This window comes from Nocardia sp. NPDC055053, assembly GCF_053608285.1.
The window spans coordinates 54,046-73,069 of sequence record NZ_JBSGVD010000036.1 but is presented as its reverse complement, the minus strand read 5'-3'; the positions used below and the strand labels follow the sequence as shown (position 1 = coordinate 73,069).

The following is a 19,024-nucleotide window of genomic DNA, read 5'->3' as shown; positions in this document are numbered from 1 at the left end:
AAGGTGAATCTTCCTGGGGGGGGGGGCCAGGCTCAGCCCCGCATCCCGCCCGTGACCCCCCTACTCGCGGGGCCCACCGGCCGACTACGGCCGGTGGCCCGCTGCTGTGCCGTCCCGCTCGTGCACGGTGAGCAGCAGATGATCGAAGCGGGCGCGGGTCGGCGCGTCGGCGCCGCCGAGCGCGGCGACCGCGGGCATCAGCGCCTCGCAGAGATCGCGCAGTTTGGTGTTGGTCTCCTGCGAACGCCAGCGCAACACCCGGAAGGCCTGCTCGGCCGAGATGCCGTACACCGTCATCAACGCGCCCTTGGCCTGCTCGATCAGCGCACGGGCAGCGACGATCTCCGGCACCGCCTCCTCGATGGTGTCGCGGCGTTCCTCGTCGACGGTGTCGGTGACATCGATGTAGAAGCCTTCGGTACCGATCACCATGCCGGTGTCATCACGCATCTGATCTCCGACGACCAGCACGTGGCGGACGGCGCCGGCGGTGTCGACGAGGCGATGGTGACTGCTGAACGGCAGTCCGGTGCTCACGACCTGGGCGAGCGTGTCGGCGACCTCGGCGCGGTCGTCGGGGTGCTTGTGCGCCAGCAGCAGTTCCGTTGTCGGAGTCACCGTGCCGGGGGTGTATCCGTGCAGCGCGGCGACCTCGTCGGACCACTCCCAGCGCTGCTCGGCCAGCCAGAACCGGAAACGTCCTGTTCGTTTCGACCCGGGAACGTCGGGTGTCAGCCTGGGCTCGTCGCGCACCGCACTATCTTGCCCTGCCCGGTACCCGCTGTACACGGATCGCGTGTCAGTCGGCGGAGTCGGGCAGCAGTTCCGCGATCAGCGCCTCGACCCGCCGCCGGATCTCGTCGCGGATGGGCCGGACCGCGTCGACGCCCTTGCCCGCCGGGTCGTCGAGTTTCCAGTCGCGGAAATCGACGCCGGGGAAGTAGGGACAGGCGTCCCCGCACCCCATGGTGATCACGACGGTGGAGGTTTCCACGGTGTCGGGGGTGAGGATCTTCGGCGACTGACCGGTGATGTCGATCCCGATCTCGGCCATGGCCACGACGGCGGCGGGGTTGAGCGCGGTGCCGGGGGCGCTGCCCGCCGAGCGCACCTCGACGGCGTCACCGGCGAGGTGGGCCAGAAAGCCTTGGGCCATCTGGGAACGTCCGGCGTTGTGCACGCAGACGAACAGCACGCTGGGCTTGGTCGACACGGTAGGTGCCCTTTCAGTGGTGCGAGCTCGCGGCGGTGCGCGGGACGACGGCATTGTCGGCGGCGTCGGCCGCCGAGCGTGGATACAGTGCGACGATCAACGCGAGTCCCAGTGCCGCACCGAGGATTTGTGCGACGACGAAGCCGGGCGCCGACCCCGGCGCGATGCCGGCGAAGGTGTCGGAGAAGATCCGGCCGATGGTGACGGCGGGATTGGCGAAGCTGGTGGAACTGGTGAACCAGTAGGCGGCGCCGATGTAGGCCGCGACCGCGCAGGCGGACAGCGCGGCACGACCGCTGCGGGCGAGGGCGAAGATCACCGCGATCAGCCCGGCCGTGGCGACGACCTCGCCGACCAGGTGTCCGGTGGTGATCCGGTCGTTGGTGGCGATCTGCCAGGCGCCCAGGTCGAACATGATGTTGGCCAGGACGGCGCCGCAGATCGCACCGGTGACCTGAGCGATCGTGTAGGCGGCGACCCCGGCGAGGCCGAGACCGGTGCCGTGCCGTCGCCCGAGCAGCCAATCCGCAAGGGAGACCACGGGATTGAAATGCGCGCCGGAGACGGGTCCGAACACCAGGATCAGCACGCCGAGCCCGAACACGGTCGCGATCGAGTTGGCCAGCAACCGCAAGGCGACATCGCCGGTGAGCTGCTGGGCGGCGATCCCGGACCCGACGACAATCGCGACAAGCGCTGCGGTGCCGACGAATTCGGCCAGCAGCCGACGTCGAATATCGGTCATCGCGCCACGGCCGTGCCGTCGAGCAGCCGGGCCAGCGGCGCCAGCGACTGCGGTTCGATCCGGTAATACACCCAGGACCCGCGCCGCTCGCTCGACAGCAGCCCGGCCTCGCGCAACACCTTCAAATGGTGGGAAATCGTCGGCTGACTCAGCTCGAACCCCGCCGACAGATCGCAGACACAGGCTTCACCACCCTGGCGACTCGCCACCAGACTCAGCAGCCGCAACCGCACCGGATCCGACAGCGCCTTGAACACGCCCGCCAGTTCGGCGGCCGATTCGGCGGACAGCGGTTCATTGGCAAGCGGGGCGACCTCGCACGGCGATGACAGCGGCAGGGATGGATTCGACACTCATCGATATTGATGGACATCGAACCCATTGGCAAGCAAACAGCTGGTGAACTATGTCGCCCCGACGGTGTGGTCAGGAGATGTCGGGCCCTAGATCGCGCCTGATGCGCGTAACCATGCCTTTCGCGAATTGCCGGCCGAGGGCCGGGGAGATTCGCTCCAGGTACCAGAGCATCTTCCCCCACTTGGGTACCACGATGATCGCCTCTCCGCGAAACACCCCATGTAGTGCGCGTTCGGCGAGCTTCTCCGGTGCGAGCGGCCGAAACCGCTCCCAATAGCTGAGGATCTTCTCCTCGCTGACGCCGTTCATGTTGATCCGGCCGTACTTGCCGCCGGTCAGAATCGGGGTCCGGATCACACCGGGGCACAGCACCGACACTTGCACGCCGTGCCGCTGTGCTTCGGCGCGCAACGTCATCGACAGGGCGACGACAGCATGCTTGGTGGCGCAATAACTGCCTTGTCCCGCCGTTGTGATGAGCCCGGCGATCGAGGCTGTATTCACGATGTGTCCCGAGCGCTGGTCGATCATGACCGGGTAGGCGGCCTGGATCCCGTGGACGACGCCGCGCAGGTTGACGTCGATGACGTCGTTCCAGTCATCGAGTGAGTAGGAGTCGATCTCACCGCCGACCCCGATACCCGCGTTGTTGAACAGGTAGTCGATCCGCCCCGACTGCCGCACCGTCTCGTCGACGGCTTGCTGGACCGACGGGTAGCTGCGCACATCGACCTCGAGCGCGTGCGCTTTCCCGCCGCGACCGCGCAGACGTTGCGCCAGCTCCTCGGCGGCATCCCCCTGGCGATCGGCAAGCCATACTTCGGCGCCCGCGTCGGTCAGGGCCCCGGCGAGCGCGGCTCCGATGCCGGAAGCACCTCCGGTCACGACTGCGATCTTGCCTGACGCGCTGCTGGTCGCCATACAGCGGAATTGTATTCCGCAGTTCCGTCACGAGTCCACCATCGCGCCTCGGCGCAGCGCGGTGCGCAGACCGCGCCGGATCGGTCCCGGCTCGGTGGGCGCCGTGGTGGCGAACTTGCGTTCGGAGGCCGTTTCGGGTGCGTCGTCGCTGCTCGCGAGGAGGAACGAGTCGGGGAGGGCGAGTTTGTTGATGGTGCGCAAGCTCAGCAGGTACTGCCGGGGCAGCGGGCCGGTGGTGTAGGGCAGGTCGTACTTGTCGCACAGCGCGCGCACCCGCACCGCGATCTCGGCGTAGCGGTTGCAGGGCAGGTCGGGGAACAGATGATGTTCGATCTGATGCGAGAGATGGCCGCTGAGGAAGGCGAGCACCGGCCCGGCGTCGAAGTTGGCGGTGCCGAGCATCTGGCGCAGATACCACTCGCCGCGGGTCTCGTGCTCGATCGCGGCCGGGGTGAATTTCTCGGCGCCGTCGGGGAAGTGGCCGCAGAAGATGACGACGTAGGCCCAGAGGTTGCGCAGCGCGTTGGCGGTGATGCCCGCGGTGAGGGTGCGCCGCCAGTGCCGTCTGCTGAGGAGGGGGAAGAACAGGTAGTCCTTGGCGGCCTGCCTGCCGATCTTGCGGACCAGGGCCCTGGTGTGCGCGGACTTCTCGGCGTCGGTCGGCGCGCGGTCGCGCTCGGAGTACAGGCCGTGCAGGGCGATGCCCCACTCGAAAGTGGCTGCCAGGAACAGGTTCTGGAGTGGCTGCAGGAGCAGGCGCGGGCGCCACTGCTGATCCCTGGTGACGCGCAGGACACCGAATCCTACGTCGTCGTCCATGCCGACCACGTTCGTGAACATGTGATGGCGGTAGTTGTGCGAGTACCGCCATTGCGCGGACACCCCGGCCATGTCCCATTCCCATGTGCGGGAATGGATTTCGGGATCGTTCATCCAATCCCATTGGCCGTGCGACACATTGTGCCCGATCTCCATGTTCTCGACGCTCTTGGCGGTGGCCAGCGCCGAGGTGCCCGCCAGCCAGCCCAGCCGCGACCCGGTGCAGGCGAGCAGCAGTCGCGCGCTCGCGTCGAGGATGCGCTGGAACGCGATCGTGCGCCGGATGTAGTCGGCGTCGTGCGTGCCGCGCCGGTCCTCGATATTGCGGCGGATCGCATCGAGTTCCTCGCCGAGCGCGTCGACATCGGCTCTGCTCAGGTGCGCGTAGACGGCGACTTCGGTAATGGCCATGGGAGTCCTCGGCTGGTCGTAGACCCGATTCTACGGACTTCTACAGTAGTCGTCTACAACGTAGACGAACGATATAGACGTCCACGGAACCCGCCGGGTGACGCGGTCGGCGTGAGCCGGGTCAAAGGGCCGGGTCGGGGAGTGTCGCCGCAAGGCCGGTGAGCAGGATGTCGAGGCCACGCTCGAGTTCGGCGGCGCCGTCGTAGGCGGCCAGCGTCGGGGCGAGCTCGCGCACCAGCGGGAACTCGGTGATCGGCAACCGGTGCAGGCCGAGGCGCAGGACCTCGTCGGATTCCTCCGGCCGCTCCACCACCTCCTGGAGCTCGTTGAGCACGTGCCCGTAGAGGAAACCGAACAGGGCGCGGTAGACGTGCAGCGCGTCGGCGCCGGTGAAACCGGCCCGGGTGAGCAACTGCAGGATGTGCTCGAGCGGGCGGACCACCGCGACCGGGCGCATGCCGAGCGGCGTCGACAACGGCCGGGTCACCAACAGCGGAACGACATTCGGGTGCGCGAGCGCCACCGCGCGGAACGAGCGGGCGACCGCGCGCAGCTGTACCGCCCAGTCGGGGTCGTCCGCGTCGACCACCAGCTTTTCGAACACCAGCTCGGCCACGCCGTCGAGCACGGCGGCCTTGTTCGGCAGGTGCCGGTAGATCACCATCGGGTCGCGCCCGACAGCCTCGGCCAGTCTACGCATCGATAGCCCGTCGACGCCGTCGCGATCGACGATCCTGAGCGCGGCGGACAGTACGGACTCCCTGGTCACCACGCTGCCGAGACGGCGGGCGCCATCTGTCGAATCCTCGGCCATGGCGGCACCTCCGTCTGTTGGTTGTGGTTGCCAGTGTAGACCTACAACGTTGACAAGGGTGGGATATCGGCGTCTACTTGAGTGGTGCAGGTCCCCGGAGCTGGTGATCGCCGCCGACGCCCAGCTCCTGCATACCGCAGGCCGAGTCGCCCACGATCCGCCCAGCACCGGCTGACTATGCGCCATGAGTGCTCGGTGCTGTCAGTCGGGCTGCCGCCCCGCCAGGTGACCCCGTCCGAGCGGTGACGCCCCGCCCGGCGAGACCGGGCGGGGCGGCGGTTTCTTTCGTTCAGGCGGCGATGGCGCGGCGGCGGGGTTCCAGTGCCGCGGCGACCAGGTAGCTGCCACCGCCCGCGATGGCCAGGACCCAGTAGGGGCTCGCGCCGTCGAGGAACAGGGCGGCCGAGGAGGTGAGAGCCAGCCAGGCGCCGAGGGCGTATTGCAGGACGTCACGGTAAGCGGCGCCGCCGGCGAGGTAGAGCAGGCCGACGATGAGACCGGAGCCGGTCGGCCACAGCAGCATCTTCAGATCATCCTGTGCCAGTGCCGAACTCAGCGCGGTGATGACGAAGAACAGCGCGCCGAAACCGATCAGCCAGGACACGGCGAGCAGATTGCCGACCACCGCGTCCTTGCCGGTGACACCGCGCTGGGCCCTCATCGTCACGATGCTGGTGACGACCATCGCGATGGCCAGCCCGGCGATCAGCAGCACGCTCGGCACCGCGGCGGGCAACCGCAGGACGGGGTCGTCGCCGTGGGACAGGGCATACGCGCCGTGGCCGAGCAGCCACGCCATCCCGAAACTCAGGTACGACGGACGGTTGTCGAGCAGCACACGCAGCGCGGACGGCCGGGACTCGGTGGTGGAAACATGCTGGGACATAACGGTTCTCCTGTGCGGTGGTAGGGATTCAGGGGACGATGACGACTTTGCCGACGACGGTGCCCGACTCGGCGAGTTCCACGGCGCGGGCCGCTTCGGCCAGCGGGACGCGGGCGGCGACCTGCGCGCGCAGCTCACCCCGCGCGGCGAGATCGAAGACCTGGCCCAGGTCCTCGGTGATGCGGGCACGGAAGCCTGCCCGGTCGCGCTTGCCTGCCCACAGATTGAAGAAATGCGCACCGCGCTTGTTGGGCAGCACCTTCCACAGCAGGATCCGGCCGAGCAGCTTCAGCACCGGCAGCCGCGAATTGCCCGCGTCGTTCTTGGTGGCCGCGGTGCCGTAGGAGACCAGCGTGCCGTGCGGCGCGAGCAGCGCGAACGAGTCGGTGATGCCAGGGCCGCCGACGTGATCGAACACGGCGTCGACGCCGTCGGGGGCGATGGCCCGAACCTGCCGCGGCACATCGCCGCGATAGTCGACCCAGCTCGCGCCGAGCGCCCGCACTGCCTCGGCGTTGCGCGCCGACGCGGTCCCGATGACGTGGATTCCGTTGGCGCGGGCCAGCTGGACGAGCGTCGAGCCGACCCCGCCGTTGGCGCCGTGCACCAGCACAGTCTGCCCCGGCCGCACCTTCGCGGTCCGGAAGAGCATCTGCCAGGCCGTGATCCCGTTGACGACAAAGGTTTCCGCCTCGGCGGCATCGAGCGCCGCGGGCACCGCGACCAGGTCGGCCACGTCCAGCACGGCATGGCTGGCCCAGCCGCCGATCTTGGTCAGCGCGGCGACCCTGGCGCCGATCAGGCCGGGGTCGACGTCGGCTCCGACCGTGGTGACGGTGCCGACCAGGTCGTAGCCGGGCACGAAGGGAAAGGCGGGCTGGTCGTAGTACTTGCCGCGCCGCATCTGCTGCTCGGCGAACGAGACACCGCTCGCCTCTACCCGGACGAGGGCTTGCCCGGCGCCGGGCGCGGGCAGATCGCGCCGGGTGACCAGCAGGCCGTCGGGTTCGACCCGGCCGGGCAGAACGATTTCGGTGGCGGTGGTGGACATGAAAACTCCTAGTGTGTGACTGGTCAATCACTCGATGGGTCGAAAAAATGCCCCGCGAGGGGGCAGTCGGGGGTCAGTGCGCGTTGGGGTGGCGAATGCCCGCGGTGACGATCTGGGCCCAGGGACTGTCGTTGCCGTCCAGGCCGAGGGTGGTGATCAGATGGCAGAGCTGCCCGAAGGCGATGAACCGCTGGACGTACTCGTCCGCGGCGCCCGAGCGCTGCTTGGCGAGGTCGGTCACCCTGGCCAGCCCGTCCCGCATCGCCGCGCCGATTTCCGGCACGTCCGCCACGGATTGCGCGTGGACCTGCAGCATCAGCAGGCTCTTGTCGCCGATGAGCTCGGCGTAGGCCCCACCCATGTCGTACAGGATCTGCTCGGGACTCTCGGCATTCGACCGCGCCGCGCCCGCCGACATCGCCGCCACGATGCGATCGAAGCACCGCTCGAGCGCCGCGACGAACAATGCGACCTTGCCGGGAAACAGCTTGAACACGTACGCGGGCGAGATCTGAGCCGTCGCCGCCACCGTGCTGATCGGTGTGCCGTGATAACCGGTCCTGGCGAACTCGATGATCGCGGCATCGACAACGGCATCACGCCGCAGATCCGATCGGGAGAGGGTGACTCCGCTCTTGCTCATGTGAGTGACCGTACACTCACTCTTTGCGCGACGTCAACCCTGACGGTGCGGGGATCACCCGTTCCGGGTGATGTCGCGACCAGTCCGCGGGTGGTTCGCTCGATCCATGTTGGTGAGCGCGTACCCACCGATCGCCGAGCAGTGATCCGGTGTCGCGGACGAGCGGTCCCGATGTCACGAGCGCCCCGCGCGGGGTGCTGATACCGACTGGCGTCGGCGCAGTTCACACCGATCTCGCGTTGTCCGGTACCGCCGAAAACTAGGAGTCGTCATGCCGAAGTTGGAGATCAAGAGAAAGTCCGAACTCTCCCGAAAAGAGGTGTCCGATCGGCTGATCGCGATAGGCAAGGCTCTTGCGGGCGGATCGGAGGTGGAATTCGGCTCGGAGGGCTATTCGCTCGAAATCGTCGTCGCCGACCGGGTCAGCTGGGAATTCGAGATCGAGATCGACGGGACCGAGACCGAAATCGAGATCGAGATCAAATGGCGCGACGACCCGGTCGAGACACCGCCGGAACCGAAAGCCGCGGCGCCGGCCAAAACCACCCGTCGTACGCGGGCCCGTAAACCGCCCGCCAAATAGTCCACGATCTCGTGCTGGGCTCAGCCCGGTGAGATCGGCTCGAAGGAACGGATCGAGTCGGCACCGGCGCCAACCACCCCCGCCGACGATTCCGGCATTTCGTTCCACGCGCCCGGCAGGTCGCGCAGCGGCTCCGAGACCACGAATCGGGTCTCGGAGCCCAGCTCGCGCAATACCTCGACCTCGGGGTGCAGTGCCCGCAACGCGTCCAGTTCGGTCGAGAAGAACAGCGACCGCGATTGCCGCTCGCTGGAATAGCGGAAGACCCACAGGAATTCGCCGTCGGTTGTCGCGACGGTCATCTGCACCGGATGGTCGACTCCGTACGCGTGCCCGACGTCCTCGACGAAACCGACCGCACGGGCGACAGCACCGAAGGGATCGTCGACGAGACCGAACGTCAAAGCCAGGTAGAACAGGGTTTCGGAGTCCGTCGAACCCTCGATCTCGGCGAAGAGCGCAGGCTCGACCGCCGCCAGCAGGTCACGCCGGGTCTCGTGGAAGCCGCGCAGGGCGCCGTTGTGCGCCCACAACCACCGTCCGTGCCGGAACGGGTGACAGTTGCTGCGTTGCACCGCCGTCCCGGTCGAGGCTCGAACATGCGCGAGCAGCATCGGTGTGCGGACCTGCCCCGCGATCTCCCGCAGATTGCGATCGTTCCAGGCTGGTTCGATGCTCTTGAACACTGCGGGCTCGGGGCCGATGCCGTACCAGCCGACACCGAAGCCGTCGCCGTTGGTGGTGGTCGCGCCCAGACGTGAGTGCAGACTCTGGTCGATCAGGGAGTGTTCAGGGCGGAACAACAGATCCTCGGCGAGGATCGGCTCACCCGAGTACGCCATCCACCGGCACATGAATCCATTCAAGCAGAACGGCACCGCCGGCGATAGCTGTCAGGTTGCCGCGTCGGCGAGCATTGTCCGGACGATGGCTGCCCACTCGCGCAGGGTGGCACGGGCCGATTTCTCGGAGGTACGCAACACCCGGCCTGCCACGGTGCCGCGCAGCACGGTGATCGTGAGATCGCGGACCACCGGATAGCGCGGGTTGGCCACTGCCTCGGGGCCGAACAGTGCGTCGACGACGCGGACGAGGTCGCGGCCGGCGGCGCGTTCCGCGTGCTGGAGTGCGGCGGCCAGATCCGGGTCGGTGCGGGCGGCGGCCCAGAGTTCCAGTTCGGCCTGGGCGGCGGGGCGGGTCATCGACTCGTAGAGGGCCGCCAGTGCCCGGTCGACCGGGTCGGCATCCGCGTCGAACCGCGCCGCGGCGGCCAGCGCCGCCTGTTCGTTGCGCTGGACCAGGTTCTGCACCAGGGCTTTCGACAGTTCGGCGATGGTCGGGAAGTGGTGCAGCAGCGCGCCGCGGCTGAGTCCGGCCGCTTCCTGGACGGCGACGGTGGTCAGCGCGGAGTAGCCGCGCCGCACCAGCAGGTCGGTCGCCGCGTCGAGAATGCGGGCGCGGGTGGCCTGCTTCTGTTCTTCGCGCGTTGCCAACTCGGGCCCTTCTCGTCGTCGGCCGACGATTTCACAGTCACTATTGACTGTCAATGCTCCGACCCGCCATGCTTTCGACAGATTCTCCATCCCGGCACCTCGAATCCAGAAGGACCCCACCGTGTCGAACAGCAACTCCGGCGACCAGCCCGCGCCCTGGTACGAGAACTGGACCGAAGGCCCCGATTCGCCGTGGCGGCATCGCCCTGATCCGGACTTCGAGCGCGAGTACTCCACACTCACCTACGAGCGGGACGGACGGATCGCCAGGATCACCTTCAACCGCCCGGACAAGGGCAACGCGATCACCCCGTACACCCCGCGGGATCTGGCGCACGCGGTGGAGCGGGCCGACCTGGATCCGCGCGTGCACGTCATCGTGGTGTCCGGGCGCGGCAAAGGGTTCTGCGGCGGCTACGACCTGGACATGTTCGCCGAGCAGGGCTTCGCGGGCGCGGACGGTCCGGACGAGGTCACCGGCACCGTGCTCGATCCGGTGGTCAACGCCGTCAACCACAATCCACAGGGCATCTGGGACCCGATGATCGACTTCGCCATGATGAGCAGGTTTACCAAGGGATTCGCCAGCCTCATGCACGCGAACAAGCCGACCGTGGCGAAACTGCACGGCTTCGCGATCGCGGGCGGCACCGACATCGCCCTGCACGCCGACCAGATCATCTGCGCCGACGACACCAAGATCGGCTATCCGCCCACCCGCGTCTGGGGCATCCCCGCCGCGGGCATGTGGGCACATCGCCTCGGCGATCAGCGCGCCAAGCGCCTGCTGTTCACCGGCGACTGCATCAGCGGCAAGCAAGCCGCCGAATGGGGTCTCGCGGTCGAATCCTGGCCCGCCGACGAACTCGACGACCGCACCGAAGCCCTGGTGCAGCGCATCGCCCGGATGCCGGTCAACCAGCTCATGATGGCCAAACTCGCGCTCAACTCGGCCCTGCACACCCAGGGCGTCGCCAACTCGGCCATGGTCAGCACCGTCTTCGACGGCATCTCCCGCCACACCCGCGAGGGCTACGCCTTCCAGATGCGCGCCGCCACAGCCGGTTTCCGCGAAGCGGTCCGCGAACGCGACGACCCGTACGGCGACCACAAACGCGACCAGTTCGAGCGCTGATCCGCGGCGGTCATGGCGTGACGATGGGGAAGGCCGGGTCGAATTCGTCGAGCAGGGTCCCGAACGTGTCGAGCACCGTGCTGTCGCCGTCGACGGTGATCTTGCCGCCCTCGACCAGTTTCGCCGCGGTCTCGGGTTTGAGCAGGACCGAGGTCAGGAAGACCTTCGGGCCTCGCACCGTCAGCTGCGCGTCACCGGACTTGCCGCGCCGGGCATTGAGCACCCCGCGCCGGACCCACATCGTCCACTGCTCACCGGCGTCGGTGAAGTCGAAGTCCATCCGCAGATCCACGCTCGCCGCCTTGTCGCCGATGATGTGCACCGAGACGAAGTCGAACAGGATCTCGATCGGCATGGCCAGGATCGAGTCCTGGCTGGCCGTCACATACGGCGGCGGCTGCGTGCCCTCGCGCAATTCCAGCGCCGCGGACAGGAAGATGCCACGCCACTGCGGCCCCTCGGCCTGGTAACCCATCTGCTCGTAGGCATCGGCCTGCAGGTCCTTGGCCCGCTGATTGTCCGGCTGGGCGAACACCAGCTTGTGCAGGATCTCGGCCGCCCACCGGTAGTCGGCGGCATCGATCGCGCGCTGCCCCTCGGCGAGAATGTTGTCGGCGCCGGCGAACTCGACGAATCGCTCGGCCGACTCGACCGGCGGGTGCGGATGTAGCGAGACCGGGTCGCCGTCCCACATGCCCAGTTCCTTGGTGTACACCGCGCGGACATCGTGGTGCAGGGTGCCGTGGTATCCGCGGTTGGCCCAGTTGCGGCCGAGTTCGTCCGGGAGCTCGATCACCTCGGCCGCTTCCAGCGGTGTGTAGCCCTTGTTGGCCAGGCGCAGCGCCTGGTCGTGGATGTATTTGTAGGTATCACGCTGGGATTCGAGGAACGCGGTGACCTTGTCGTTGCCCCACACCGGCCAGGTGTGCGGCCCGTAATGCACCTCGGCCTCGTCGCCCCAGCGTTCCAGGGTCTCGTCGAGATAGCGGGCGAAATTGCGGGCGTCGCGGGTGCGCGCGCCACGCAGGGTCTGGATGTTGTGCAGGCTGTGGTTCGCGTTCTCCGCACAGGTCAGGGCCTTGAGCTGCGGGATCCAGATGTGCATCTCCTCGGGCGCCTCGGTGTCGGGGGCGTAGAGGAACTCGAATTCGATCCCCGCGATCTCGCGCCGCGTCCCGGTTTCGGTGATCAGATCCGTCGGCGAGATATAGGAGATTTCCGGCCCCTGGGTGGCGGCGATACCGATGCCGCAGGTGACGAAACCCCGCGGGCCGGGCGGCAGCATCGAACCGAACGCGTAGAAACTGCGGCGCGCCATCGCATTTCCGGCGACCACGTTCTCACCGATGGCGAACTTGTCGAACTGGTATCCCGGCGCGATGATCGGCACCTTCCCCGAGGCCACGTCCTCGGCCGACACCACGCCCTTCACGCCGCCGTAGTGATCGATATGGGTGTGGGTGTAGATCACGGCCCGCACCGGCTTGTCGGTGACGTGCTCGCGGATCAGCGCCATGGCCTGTTTCGCGGACTCGACGCCCGCCATGCAGTCGATGACGATGATGCCGTCGTCGCCCTCGACCACGGTCAGGTTCGCGATGTCGTTGTTCCGTACCTGGTAGACGCCCTTGGTCACCTCGAACAGGCCACCGGCGCTGATCAGCTGCGACTGCCGCCACAGACTCGGGTTCACCGTGTCCGGAGTCGGCGGGTCGTCGCGCAGGTAGTCGAATTCGGCCGGGTCGAAGACCACCTTCGCGCTGTCCGCGGCGGAATACACCGGGCCGGGCAGCGGCGCGATCAGTCCGCGCCGCGCATCGCTGAAATCGGCCCTGTTGTCCAGGTCGTAGAGCCGGGTAGCCGCGTGATTGATCTCCGCCGTCGCAGCGGTGGCGGGCTTCGCCGATCGGCACATGGGCGCTCCTGTCGAGGAATGACGGCCTTTCCCCGATCGTGGCCCGGCAGGACCGGCCCCACATCACCCGTCCCGGATGAACTCCCGCCACCCCTCCACGGAACTCTCTAGCCGTTGACGCCGGTGGGATCGCGGCGAAGACTTGGTGTCACAGTGCCCGTCGGCGGCCTGGTCGCCGCCGGCCGGAAGCCCGAGGAAGAAGTGGCACCGCCATGAGTATCAGCAAGAAGATCGCGCACTCCGCCGAGGCCACCAAGGGCAGGATGAAGAGGGTATTCGGCAGAGCCACGCACAACCGGAGCCTCGAGGCCGAAGGCTGGGCCGACCAAGTCAAGGGCAACCTGAAACAGTCCGGCGCCAAGATCAAAGACGCCTTCAAACGCTAGATTCCGGCACGATGCCTGACAACGCCGCCTCCCGGCCGTCCTACGACAGCTCGTCCACGGCCGTCGCCCGGGTGGTTCAGAACAGCGTCTTCGAACGATTCGCCCGCGCGGGCTTCGTGATGAGCGGCATCGTGCACCTGATCATCGGCTATATCGCCATCCGGATCGCGCTCGGCGGCGGCGGGGGAACCACCGACCAATCCGGGGCCATGGCGGAGCTGGCTGCCAAGCCCGGTGGTGTCTTCGCGCTCTGGGTCGGCGTCGTCGCGTTCACGCTGATGGCGCTGTGGCGGTTCGCCGAAGCGGCGCTGGGCAGCGCGTCCGAACCTGACGCCGACAACAAGAAATCCGAAGCCTTCAACCGGGTCAAGGCATTCTCCCTGGCCGTCGTCTATCTCGCTTTCGCATTCTCCGCCTTCGGATTCGCCCGGGGCGGTGGCAAGTCGAGCAGCGAGCAGAGCACGGGGATCACCGCTCGCATGATGCAATCCACCGCGGGCACGATCGCGCTCGTCGCCGCCGGGCTGATCATCATCGCGATCGGCGGCTATCACGTCTACAAGGGCGCGACCCAGAACTTCCTCGACGACCTGAAAGGCGCAACCAGCGACCTGGTCCGCCGGCTCGGCACGGTCGGCTACATCGCGAAAGGGCTGGCCATCGCCGCGATCGGTCTGCTGGTGATCCTCGCGGTCAGCCGATCCGAACCCGGGGAAGCCACCGGTCTCGACGGCGCGTTCAAAACCCTCGGGGCCCAGCCCTTCGGCGCGGCTCTGCTGATCGCGGCGGGTCTTGGCATCATCACCTATGGCTTCTACAGTTTCGCCATGGCCCGCTACACCAAGATGTAGCCGTCTCGGCCGCCGTCGCGGTGGTCGACACTCCGAACCCGGGTGCCACGATCGAAAGACCAACGGCTACTAGTCTTTCTGCCCATGGGGACGACCAGCGGAAAGGCCGTGGATGCACCGGGCGCGAATTCCGCGGAGCGGGTATCGAGCATGGTGGGGTGCAGCTATCGCGCCGAGGACGTCTATGTCGTGGGGCGGGAGAAGATCCGTGAGTTCGCGCGCGCTGTCCAGGACACGCACCCGGTGCATTGGTCGGAACCGGCGGGTGTGGAGTACGGCTACGGCGGGCTGATCGCGCCGCTGACGTTCTTCTCGATCCCCGCCTTCCACGCTCAGCTCGCGATGTTCGACGCTGTCGCCGGTGGCTACGACCTGAGCCAGATCATGCAAACCGATCAGGTCATCAACTACTACGAGCCGATTCGGTCCGGTGACGTCCTGTCCTTCGACGTCGGTCTCGAGTCGTTCCGCCAAGCTTTCGGCGGCGAACTCTTCGAGTTCAAGACCGTGATCACCGACCAGGACGGCAAGGTGGCGATCATCTCGCGGACGAGTTTCGTCGGTCGATCCGCAGCCGATACGAGCGCGATTCCGTTCGGCGACAAGCTGGTGACACAGGGTTTCCGGGACGTCAGGTCGGGTACCGTCCTGGCACTGCGAGCGACCGATGAACCGCGTCCGGAGCCTCATCCGCAAGTCGAGCCGGGCGCGGGCAGCCATGCGCTCGCCTTCGAGTCGGTCTCGGTGGGCGATCAACTCCCACCGCGACTCGTTTCACTCACCCCCGGTGACCTGGTCAACTACGCCGGTGTGGCGGGCGACCCGAACCCCATCCACTGGCACCCCGAAGCCGCACACGCGGTGAACCTGGACGCCCCGGTCGCCCACGGCATGCTGACGATCGGCCTGGGAGCGGGCTACCTCACCGCATGGCTCGGTGACCCCGGCGCCGTCATCGAATGCGCGGTCCGTTTCACCAGCCCGGTCTACGTCACGAGCGCGGGCGCGACCATCGAGTTCTCGGGAACAGTGAAGTCCGTCGATCCGCAAAGCCGGACGGCCGTCGTTGCCATCACCGCCAAGTGCGAGGGACGCAGGATCTTCGGCCGCGCGACGGCCACGGTCCGCCTCCCCGCGGCGTGACGACTCCTGCCCACGTGCCGGGTTAATTTCGCATCCCCGGGACGATCCTGGGCTCGCGTCCCGCATCTGCTCCGAATATGCTGCACGTCGTGTCGAATCTGCGGATCAGTGAAGTAGCTGCCTTGATGGGTGTCAGTGATGACACGGTGCGCCGGTATATCGACCAGGGCAGGCTTACGGCGATTCAGCTCGACAGCGGTCGCAAGGGTGTCGACGGGCGGGAGCTGGCGGAGTTCCTGCGGGAGGGCGCGGACGCGCCCGATCCGGGAACCACCGTCGCGAGCTCGGCGCGGAACCGGATGCGCGGGATCGTCACGCGGATCGTCAAGGACACCGTGATGGCCCAGGTCGAGATGCAGGCCGGGCCGTTCCGGCTGGTGTCGCTGATGAGTCGCGATTCTGTCGACGAGCTCGGTCTCGAGGTCGGCAGTGTCGCGGTGGCCTCGGTCAAGTCGACTCATGTTGTTGTAGATATCCCGGAAAGCTGATGAGGTTGAACATGATTCGTACGGTGCGCGCGTTCGCGGTAGCCGGCGTGGTGGCGCTGGCCGCGGTCGGCTGTGGGACCGACAAGGCCGATGAGCCGGCCGCCGCGGGGGGCGAGGTCACCGGGACCGTCACCGTCTTCGCGGCGGCGTCGCTGACCGAGACCTTCACCGAGCTGGGCAAGCAGTTCGAGGCGGCGCATCCCGGCGTGAAGGTGGTCTACAACTTCGGCGCCAGTTCGGCGCTGGCCGAGCAGATCAAGCAGGGTGCGCCGGTCGATGTGTTCGCCTCGGCGGCGCCGAAGAACATGCAGCAGGTCGTCGACGCCGGTGAGGTCACCGCCAAACCGGTGACCTTCGTGCGTAACCGTCTCGAGATCGCCGTGCCCGCGGGCAATCCCGCGCACATCACCGGTTTGGCGGACTTCGGCAAGACCGAGCCCAAGATCGCGCTGTGTGCCGAGCAGGTTCCGTGCGGTGCCGCGGCGAAGACGGTGTTCGAAGCCGCGGGTGTCAGCCCGCAGCCCGACACCCGCGAATCCGATGTGAAGGCCGTGCTGACGAAGGTGACCCTCGGCGAGGTCGACGCCGCGCTGGTCTACCGCACCGATGTGCAGGCCGCCGGGACCAAGGTGCAGGGCATCGACTTCCCCGAGTCGGGCAAGGCTGTCAACGATTACCCGGTCGCGCCGCTGGCCAAGGCACCCAATGCCGCCGCCGCTGCCGCGTTCGTCGAGTTCATCGGCTCGGACCAGGCCAGCGCGGTCTTCACCGAGGCGGGATTCGACACCCCGTGACCCGGGTCGCACGACGGCGGGCGGCAACGGGTCGGCGTCCGCTGATCCTGATGGTGCCCGCCGTGTGCGGTGTGGTCTTCCTGACCCTGCCGCTCCTGGGGATGCTGCTGCGCGCGCCGTGGCGGACGTTGCCCGAGCGGTTGGCCAGCGCCGAGGTCGGCCAGGCGCTGCGGCTGTCGCTGGTCTGCGCCACCTCGGCGACCGTGGTGTGCCTGGTGCTCGGTATCCCGCTGGCGTGGCTGCTCGCGCGTGGCGATGTGCCCGGCCTCGGGTTCGTGCGCGCGCTGGTCACGGTGCCGCTGGTACTGCCACCGGTGGTCGGCGGTGTGGCGTTGCTGCTGGTGCTGGGGCGGCGCGGACTGGTCGGCCGGTACCTCTACGAGTGGTTCGGGTTCTCGTTGCCGTTCACCACCGCCGGGGTGATCGTGGCCGAGGCGTTCGTCGCGATGCCGTTCCTGGTGATCGCGGTCGAGGGCGCGCTGCGCGGGGCGGATCCGAGGTATGAGGAAGCGGCCGCGACACTCGGGGCGTCGCGGTGGCTGACCTTCCGCCGGGTCACGTTGCCCTCGGTGATGCCCGGAGTGGTGGCGGGTGCGGTGCTGTGCTGGGCTCGCGCCCTCGGCGAGTTCGGCGCGACGATCACGTTCGCCGGTAGTTTCCCCGGCACGACCACGACCATGCCGCTGGCGGTGTATCTCGCCCTGGAAACCGATCCCGAGGACGCGATCGTGCTCAGTGTCGTACTGCTCGCGGTGTCGGTGGCCGTGCTCGCCGCGCTGCGAGACCGGTGGACGCGAGGCCCCCTGTGACCCTGAACGCCGAAATCCGTATCACCCGTGAGTCTTTCGAGCTCGACATCGCCATCGAGGTCGCCCGGGGCGAGGTCGTCGCGCTGCTGGGACCCAACGGCGCGGGCAAGTCCACCGCCCTGCGGGCCCTGGCCGGGCTCACCCCGTTGAACGAAGGGCGGATCGTCCTCGACGACCACGTCTGGGACGCCCCACCGGACCGGTTCGTCCCGGCGGAACGCCGTGAAATCGGCGTCGTGTTCCAGGATTATCTGCTGTTCGCGCACATGAGCGCACAGGAGAATGTCGCGTTCGGCCTGCGTGCTCGCGGACAGCACCGCACCGAGGCGCGCGAACAGGCAGCGCGCTGGCTCGAACGAGTCGGCCTCGGTGCCCATCTGCACGCGAGACCCCGTGCGCTGTCGGGCGGTCAGGCCCAGCGGGTCGCGCTGGCGCGTGCGCTGGCCACCGACCCGCGGCTGCTGCTGCTGGATGAGCCGCTCGCCGCGCTCGACGCGGGCACTAGACTGCAAGTGCGGGCCGAACTGGCCCATCACCTCGCCGACTACCCCGGGCACACCGTCCTGGTCACCCACGATCCCTTCGACGCGATGGTGCTGGCAGACCGGCTGATCATCGTCGAGAACGGCGCCATCGTCCAGGAGGGTGCGCCGACCGATGTCGCCCGCAGGCCGCGCACCGATTATGTCGCCGACCTGGTCGGGCTGAACCTGTATCAGGGCACGGCACAGGGAAACTCGGTCGATCTCGGCGGCGGCGCGGTCTTCACGGTCGCCGAACCCGCGCACGGCGCCGTCCACCTCGCCTTCGCTCCCACCGCGGTGAGCCTGTACCCGGAACGCCCCAGCGGCAGTCCACGAAACACCTGGCAGGTCACCGTCACCGGCCTCGAACAGCACGCGCACACCACTCGGGTCCGGCTGTCGGGCACCCCGGCCGTCCTGGCCGAGGTCACCCCGGCCACCGTCGCGGACCTGCGCCTGCACAGCGGCTCCCAGCTGTGGGCATCGGTGAAAGCGACCGAAATCCACACCTATCCGGCGTGATCGACACCGGCCGGAGCCTCGGCCGCCAGGACGTATACCCAGGCCTTCGCGCCTGAGCGCAGCGGCAGCAGAACCCGGGTGTAGTCGTCGACTTCATAGGCGTCGGCGGCCGCGAGATCCGTTGTGGTGAGGGTGAATACGGCCCCAGGAACCCCGGATTCCGCAGCGGCGGGCAGCAGCACGGGGTGGACGGCGCTGCCGCTGGTCGCGATGACCGCCGGATCGGTGATGGTCACTTCACCGAGCCGGTATCCGGCGATGGCGTCGGGTCGGCCGTCGAGCTCGCGGCCGAACACGGTGCGCTGCACTTCGGGTTGACGCAAGGTTCCGTAGGAGAACAGCAGGATGTCGGTCATAGTGTCGACTCAAGCAGATCCGCATCCGCGGCCGAACGTGATCTGAGTCTCCTCTTCTGCGGTGTTCGCTCACCTTTGCGCCGATGGCGCCCAGGCAATACCGGCCGTGACCTCGCGATTCGAGGCCGTCGCCCGAGCGACCGCACAGTGGTTGGCAAGTGCGGG

Annotated in this window: 23 protein-coding genes; 9 read left to right on the top strand and 14 right to left on the bottom strand. The window is 67.8% G+C overall.

Going from position 1 to position 19,024, the window contains the following annotated elements:
- Positions 1-84: 84 nt before the first annotated feature.
- The 10 genes from ACWF82_RS28330 to ACWF82_RS28285 form a co-directional block, all read right to left on the bottom strand.
- Positions 85-753 carry a PAS and ANTAR domain-containing protein gene (locus ACWF82_RS28330; RefSeq protein WP_452506042.1) on the bottom strand — a complete coding sequence of 223 codons (669 nt, stop codon included), beginning with the start codon at positions 751-753 and terminating at the stop codon, positions 85-87.
- Between the two features lie 46 nt (positions 754-799).
- The gene (locus ACWF82_RS28325) at positions 800-1,213 is read right to left on the bottom strand and encodes an arsenate reductase ArsC (protein ID WP_452506040.1); all 414 of its coding nucleotides are present in this window, start codon (positions 1,211-1,213) and stop codon (positions 800-802) included.
- A gap of 13 nt (positions 1,214-1,226) precedes the next feature.
- Positions 1,227-1,958: an aquaporin gene (locus tag ACWF82_RS28320; protein WP_452506038.1), complete on the bottom strand. Its 732-nt coding sequence runs from the start codon at positions 1,956-1,958 to the stop codon at positions 1,227-1,229.
- Positions 1,955-2,311 (bottom strand): ArsR/SmtB family transcription factor, encoded by a 357-nt coding sequence (locus ACWF82_RS28315; RefSeq protein WP_452506037.1) that lies wholly within the window; start codon positions 2,309-2,311, stop codon positions 1,955-1,957. Before ACWF82_RS28315 ends, ACWF82_RS28320 begins: the two co-directional genes overlap by 4 nt.
- Positions 2,312-2,384: 73 nt before the next feature.
- Positions 2,385-3,236, bottom strand: a complete 852-nt coding sequence (locus ACWF82_RS28310; protein WP_452506035.1) for an SDR family NAD(P)-dependent oxidoreductase — start codon at positions 3,234-3,236, stop codon at positions 2,385-2,387.
- A gap of 27 nt (positions 3,237-3,263) precedes the next feature.
- Complete coding sequence (locus ACWF82_RS28305) at positions 3,264-4,466, bottom strand: fatty acid desaturase family protein (RefSeq protein WP_452506033.1); 1,203 nt, start codon at positions 4,464-4,466, stop codon at positions 3,264-3,266.
- 121 nt (positions 4,467-4,587) lie between these two features.
- A complete protein-coding gene (locus tag ACWF82_RS28300; RefSeq protein WP_452506031.1) occupies positions 4,588-5,280 on the bottom strand; it encodes a TetR/AcrR family transcriptional regulator C-terminal domain-containing protein in 693 nt (230 codons plus the stop codon).
- Positions 5,281-5,569: 289 nt separating this feature from the next.
- Positions 5,570-6,166 (bottom strand): ABC transporter permease, encoded by a 597-nt coding sequence (locus tag ACWF82_RS28295; protein WP_452506029.1) that lies wholly within the window; start codon positions 6,164-6,166, stop codon positions 5,570-5,572.
- A gap of 28 nt (positions 6,167-6,194) precedes the next feature.
- Positions 6,195-7,217, bottom strand: coding sequence for a medium chain dehydrogenase/reductase family protein (locus ACWF82_RS28290; RefSeq protein ID WP_452506027.1), 1,023 nt, complete (start codon positions 7,215-7,217; stop codon positions 6,195-6,197).
- A gap of 73 nt (positions 7,218-7,290) precedes the next feature.
- Positions 7,291-7,860, bottom strand: a complete 570-nt coding sequence (locus ACWF82_RS28285) for a TetR/AcrR family transcriptional regulator (RefSeq protein WP_452506025.1) — start codon at positions 7,858-7,860, stop codon at positions 7,291-7,293.
- 271 nt (positions 7,861-8,131) lie between these two features.
- On the opposite strand from ACWF82_RS28285, the gene ACWF82_RS28280 reads away from it, so the two are divergent.
- Entirely contained in the window at positions 8,132-8,443 is a 312-nt protein-coding gene (locus ACWF82_RS28280) for an amphi-Trp domain-containing protein (RefSeq protein ID WP_452506023.1), read from the top strand.
- Between the two features lie 20 nt (positions 8,444-8,463).
- Here ACWF82_RS28280 and ACWF82_RS28275 read toward each other — a convergent pair whose 3' ends face one another.
- Both ACWF82_RS28275 and ACWF82_RS28270 read right to left on the bottom strand, forming a co-directional pair.
- On the bottom strand, positions 8,464-9,285 hold the full coding sequence (locus tag ACWF82_RS28275; RefSeq protein WP_452506021.1) for a class II glutamine amidotransferase: 822 nt from the start codon (positions 9,283-9,285) through the stop codon (positions 8,464-8,466).
- A 51-nt stretch (positions 9,286-9,336) separates the two neighbouring features.
- Entirely contained in the window at positions 9,337-9,936 is a 600-nt protein-coding gene (locus ACWF82_RS28270; protein ID WP_452506019.1) for a TetR/AcrR family transcriptional regulator, read from the bottom strand.
- Positions 9,937-10,057: 121 nt separating this feature from the next.
- On the opposite strand from ACWF82_RS28270, the gene ACWF82_RS28265 reads away from it, so the two are divergent.
- Positions 10,058-11,071: a crotonase/enoyl-CoA hydratase family protein gene (locus ACWF82_RS28265; RefSeq protein WP_452506017.1), complete on the top strand. Its 1,014-nt coding sequence runs from the start codon at positions 10,058-10,060 to the stop codon at positions 11,069-11,071.
- Between the two features lie 10 nt (positions 11,072-11,081).
- Here ACWF82_RS28265 and ACWF82_RS28260 read toward each other — a convergent pair whose 3' ends face one another.
- The gene (locus tag ACWF82_RS28260; RefSeq protein ID WP_452506015.1) at positions 11,082-12,986 is read right to left on the bottom strand and encodes an alkyl/aryl-sulfatase; all 1,905 of its coding nucleotides are present in this window, start codon (positions 12,984-12,986) and stop codon (positions 11,082-11,084) included.
- A gap of 212 nt (positions 12,987-13,198) precedes the next feature.
- On the opposite strand from ACWF82_RS28260, the gene ACWF82_RS28255 reads away from it, so the two are divergent.
- From ACWF82_RS28255 to ACWF82_RS28225, 7 genes are all read left to right on the top strand, one after another.
- Positions 13,199-13,372 carry a CsbD family protein gene (locus ACWF82_RS28255; protein WP_452506013.1) on the top strand — a complete coding sequence of 58 codons (174 nt, stop codon included), beginning with the start codon at positions 13,199-13,201 and terminating at the stop codon, positions 13,370-13,372.
- Positions 13,373-13,383: 11 nt separating this feature from the next.
- Positions 13,384-14,223, top strand: a complete 840-nt coding sequence (locus ACWF82_RS28250) for a DUF1206 domain-containing protein (protein ID WP_452506011.1) — start codon at positions 13,384-13,386, stop codon at positions 14,221-14,223.
- Between the two features lie 84 nt (positions 14,224-14,307).
- Positions 14,308-15,366: a fused (3R)-hydroxyacyl-ACP dehydratase subunits HadA/HadB gene (locus tag ACWF82_RS28245; RefSeq protein WP_452506009.1), complete on the top strand. Its 1,059-nt coding sequence runs from the start codon at positions 14,308-14,310 to the stop codon at positions 15,364-15,366.
- A gap of 89 nt (positions 15,367-15,455) precedes the next feature.
- A complete protein-coding gene (locus ACWF82_RS28240; RefSeq protein ID WP_452506007.1) occupies positions 15,456-15,854 on the top strand; it encodes a TOBE domain-containing protein in 399 nt (132 codons plus the stop codon).
- Positions 15,855-15,865: 11 nt separating this feature from the next.
- Positions 15,866-16,648, top strand: coding sequence for a molybdate ABC transporter substrate-binding protein (gene modA / locus ACWF82_RS28235; protein WP_452506005.1), 783 nt, complete (start codon positions 15,866-15,868; stop codon positions 16,646-16,648).
- Positions 16,645-17,457, top strand: coding sequence for a molybdate ABC transporter permease subunit (modB, locus tag ACWF82_RS28230; protein ID WP_452506003.1), 813 nt, complete (start codon positions 16,645-16,647; stop codon positions 17,455-17,457). Before modA ends, modB begins: the two co-directional genes overlap by 4 nt.
- Positions 17,454-18,503 carry an ABC transporter ATP-binding protein gene (locus ACWF82_RS28225; RefSeq protein ID WP_452506001.1) on the top strand — a complete coding sequence of 350 codons (1,050 nt, stop codon included), beginning with the start codon at positions 17,454-17,456 and terminating at the stop codon, positions 18,501-18,503. The genes modB and ACWF82_RS28225 overlap by 4 nt, the downstream gene beginning before the upstream one ends.
- Here the strand turns inward: ACWF82_RS28225 and ACWF82_RS28220 are convergent.
- Positions 18,491-18,859, bottom strand: coding sequence for a gamma-glutamylcyclotransferase family protein (locus ACWF82_RS28220; protein ID WP_452505999.1), 369 nt, complete (start codon positions 18,857-18,859; stop codon positions 18,491-18,493). The genes ACWF82_RS28225 and ACWF82_RS28220 overlap by 13 nt on opposite strands.
- Between the last annotated feature and the right edge of the window lie 165 nt (positions 18,860-19,024).

What these genes read in the sequence shown, in the direction of transcription:
- ACWF82_RS28320 (WP_452506038.1), bottom strand. Translation starts at nt 1,958, where the DNA reads ATGACCGATATTCGACGTCGGCTGCTGGCCGAATTCGTCGGCACCGCA.
- ACWF82_RS28310 (WP_452506035.1), bottom strand. Translation starts at nt 3,236, where the DNA reads ATGGCGACCAGCAGCGCGTCAGGCAAGATCGCAGTCGTGACCGGAGGT.
- ACWF82_RS28305 (WP_452506033.1), bottom strand. Translation starts at nt 4,466, where the DNA reads ATGGCCATTACCGAAGTCGCCGTCTACGCGCACCTGAGCAGAGCCGAT.
- ACWF82_RS28300 (WP_452506031.1), bottom strand. Translation starts at nt 5,280, where the DNA reads ATGGCCGAGGATTCGACAGATGGCGCCCGCCGTCTCGGCAGCGTGGTG.
- ACWF82_RS28295 (WP_452506029.1), bottom strand. Translation starts at nt 6,166, where the DNA reads ATGTCCCAGCATGTTTCCACCACCGAGTCCCGGCCGTCCGCGCTGCGT.
- ACWF82_RS28290 (WP_452506027.1), bottom strand. Translation starts at nt 7,217, where the DNA reads ATGTCCACCACCGCCACCGAAATCGTTCTGCCCGGCCGGGTCGAACCC.
- ACWF82_RS28285 (WP_452506025.1), bottom strand. Translation starts at nt 7,860, where the DNA reads ATGAGCAAGAGCGGAGTCACCCTCTCCCGATCGGATCTGCGGCGTGAT.
- ACWF82_RS28280 (WP_452506023.1), top strand. Translation starts at nt 8,132, where the DNA reads ATGCCGAAGTTGGAGATCAAGAGAAAGTCCGAACTCTCCCGAAAAGAG.
- ACWF82_RS28275 (WP_452506021.1), bottom strand. Translation starts at nt 9,285, where the DNA reads ATGGCGTACTCGGGTGAGCCGATCCTCGCCGAGGATCTGTTGTTCCGC.
- ACWF82_RS28260 (WP_452506015.1), bottom strand. Translation starts at nt 12,986, where the DNA reads ATGTGCCGATCGGCGAAGCCCGCCACCGCTGCGACGGCGGAGATCAAT.
- ACWF82_RS28255 (WP_452506013.1), top strand. Translation starts at nt 13,199, where the DNA reads ATGAGTATCAGCAAGAAGATCGCGCACTCCGCCGAGGCCACCAAGGGC.
- ACWF82_RS28250 (WP_452506011.1), top strand. Translation starts at nt 13,384, where the DNA reads ATGCCTGACAACGCCGCCTCCCGGCCGTCCTACGACAGCTCGTCCACG.
- ACWF82_RS28245 (WP_452506009.1), top strand. Translation starts at nt 14,308, where the DNA reads ATGGGGACGACCAGCGGAAAGGCCGTGGATGCACCGGGCGCGAATTCC.
- modA (WP_452506005.1), top strand. Translation starts at nt 15,866, where the DNA reads ATGATTCGTACGGTGCGCGCGTTCGCGGTAGCCGGCGTGGTGGCGCTG.
- ACWF82_RS28220 (WP_452505999.1), bottom strand. Translation starts at nt 18,859, where the DNA reads ATGACCGACATCCTGCTGTTCTCCTACGGAACCTTGCGTCAACCCGAA.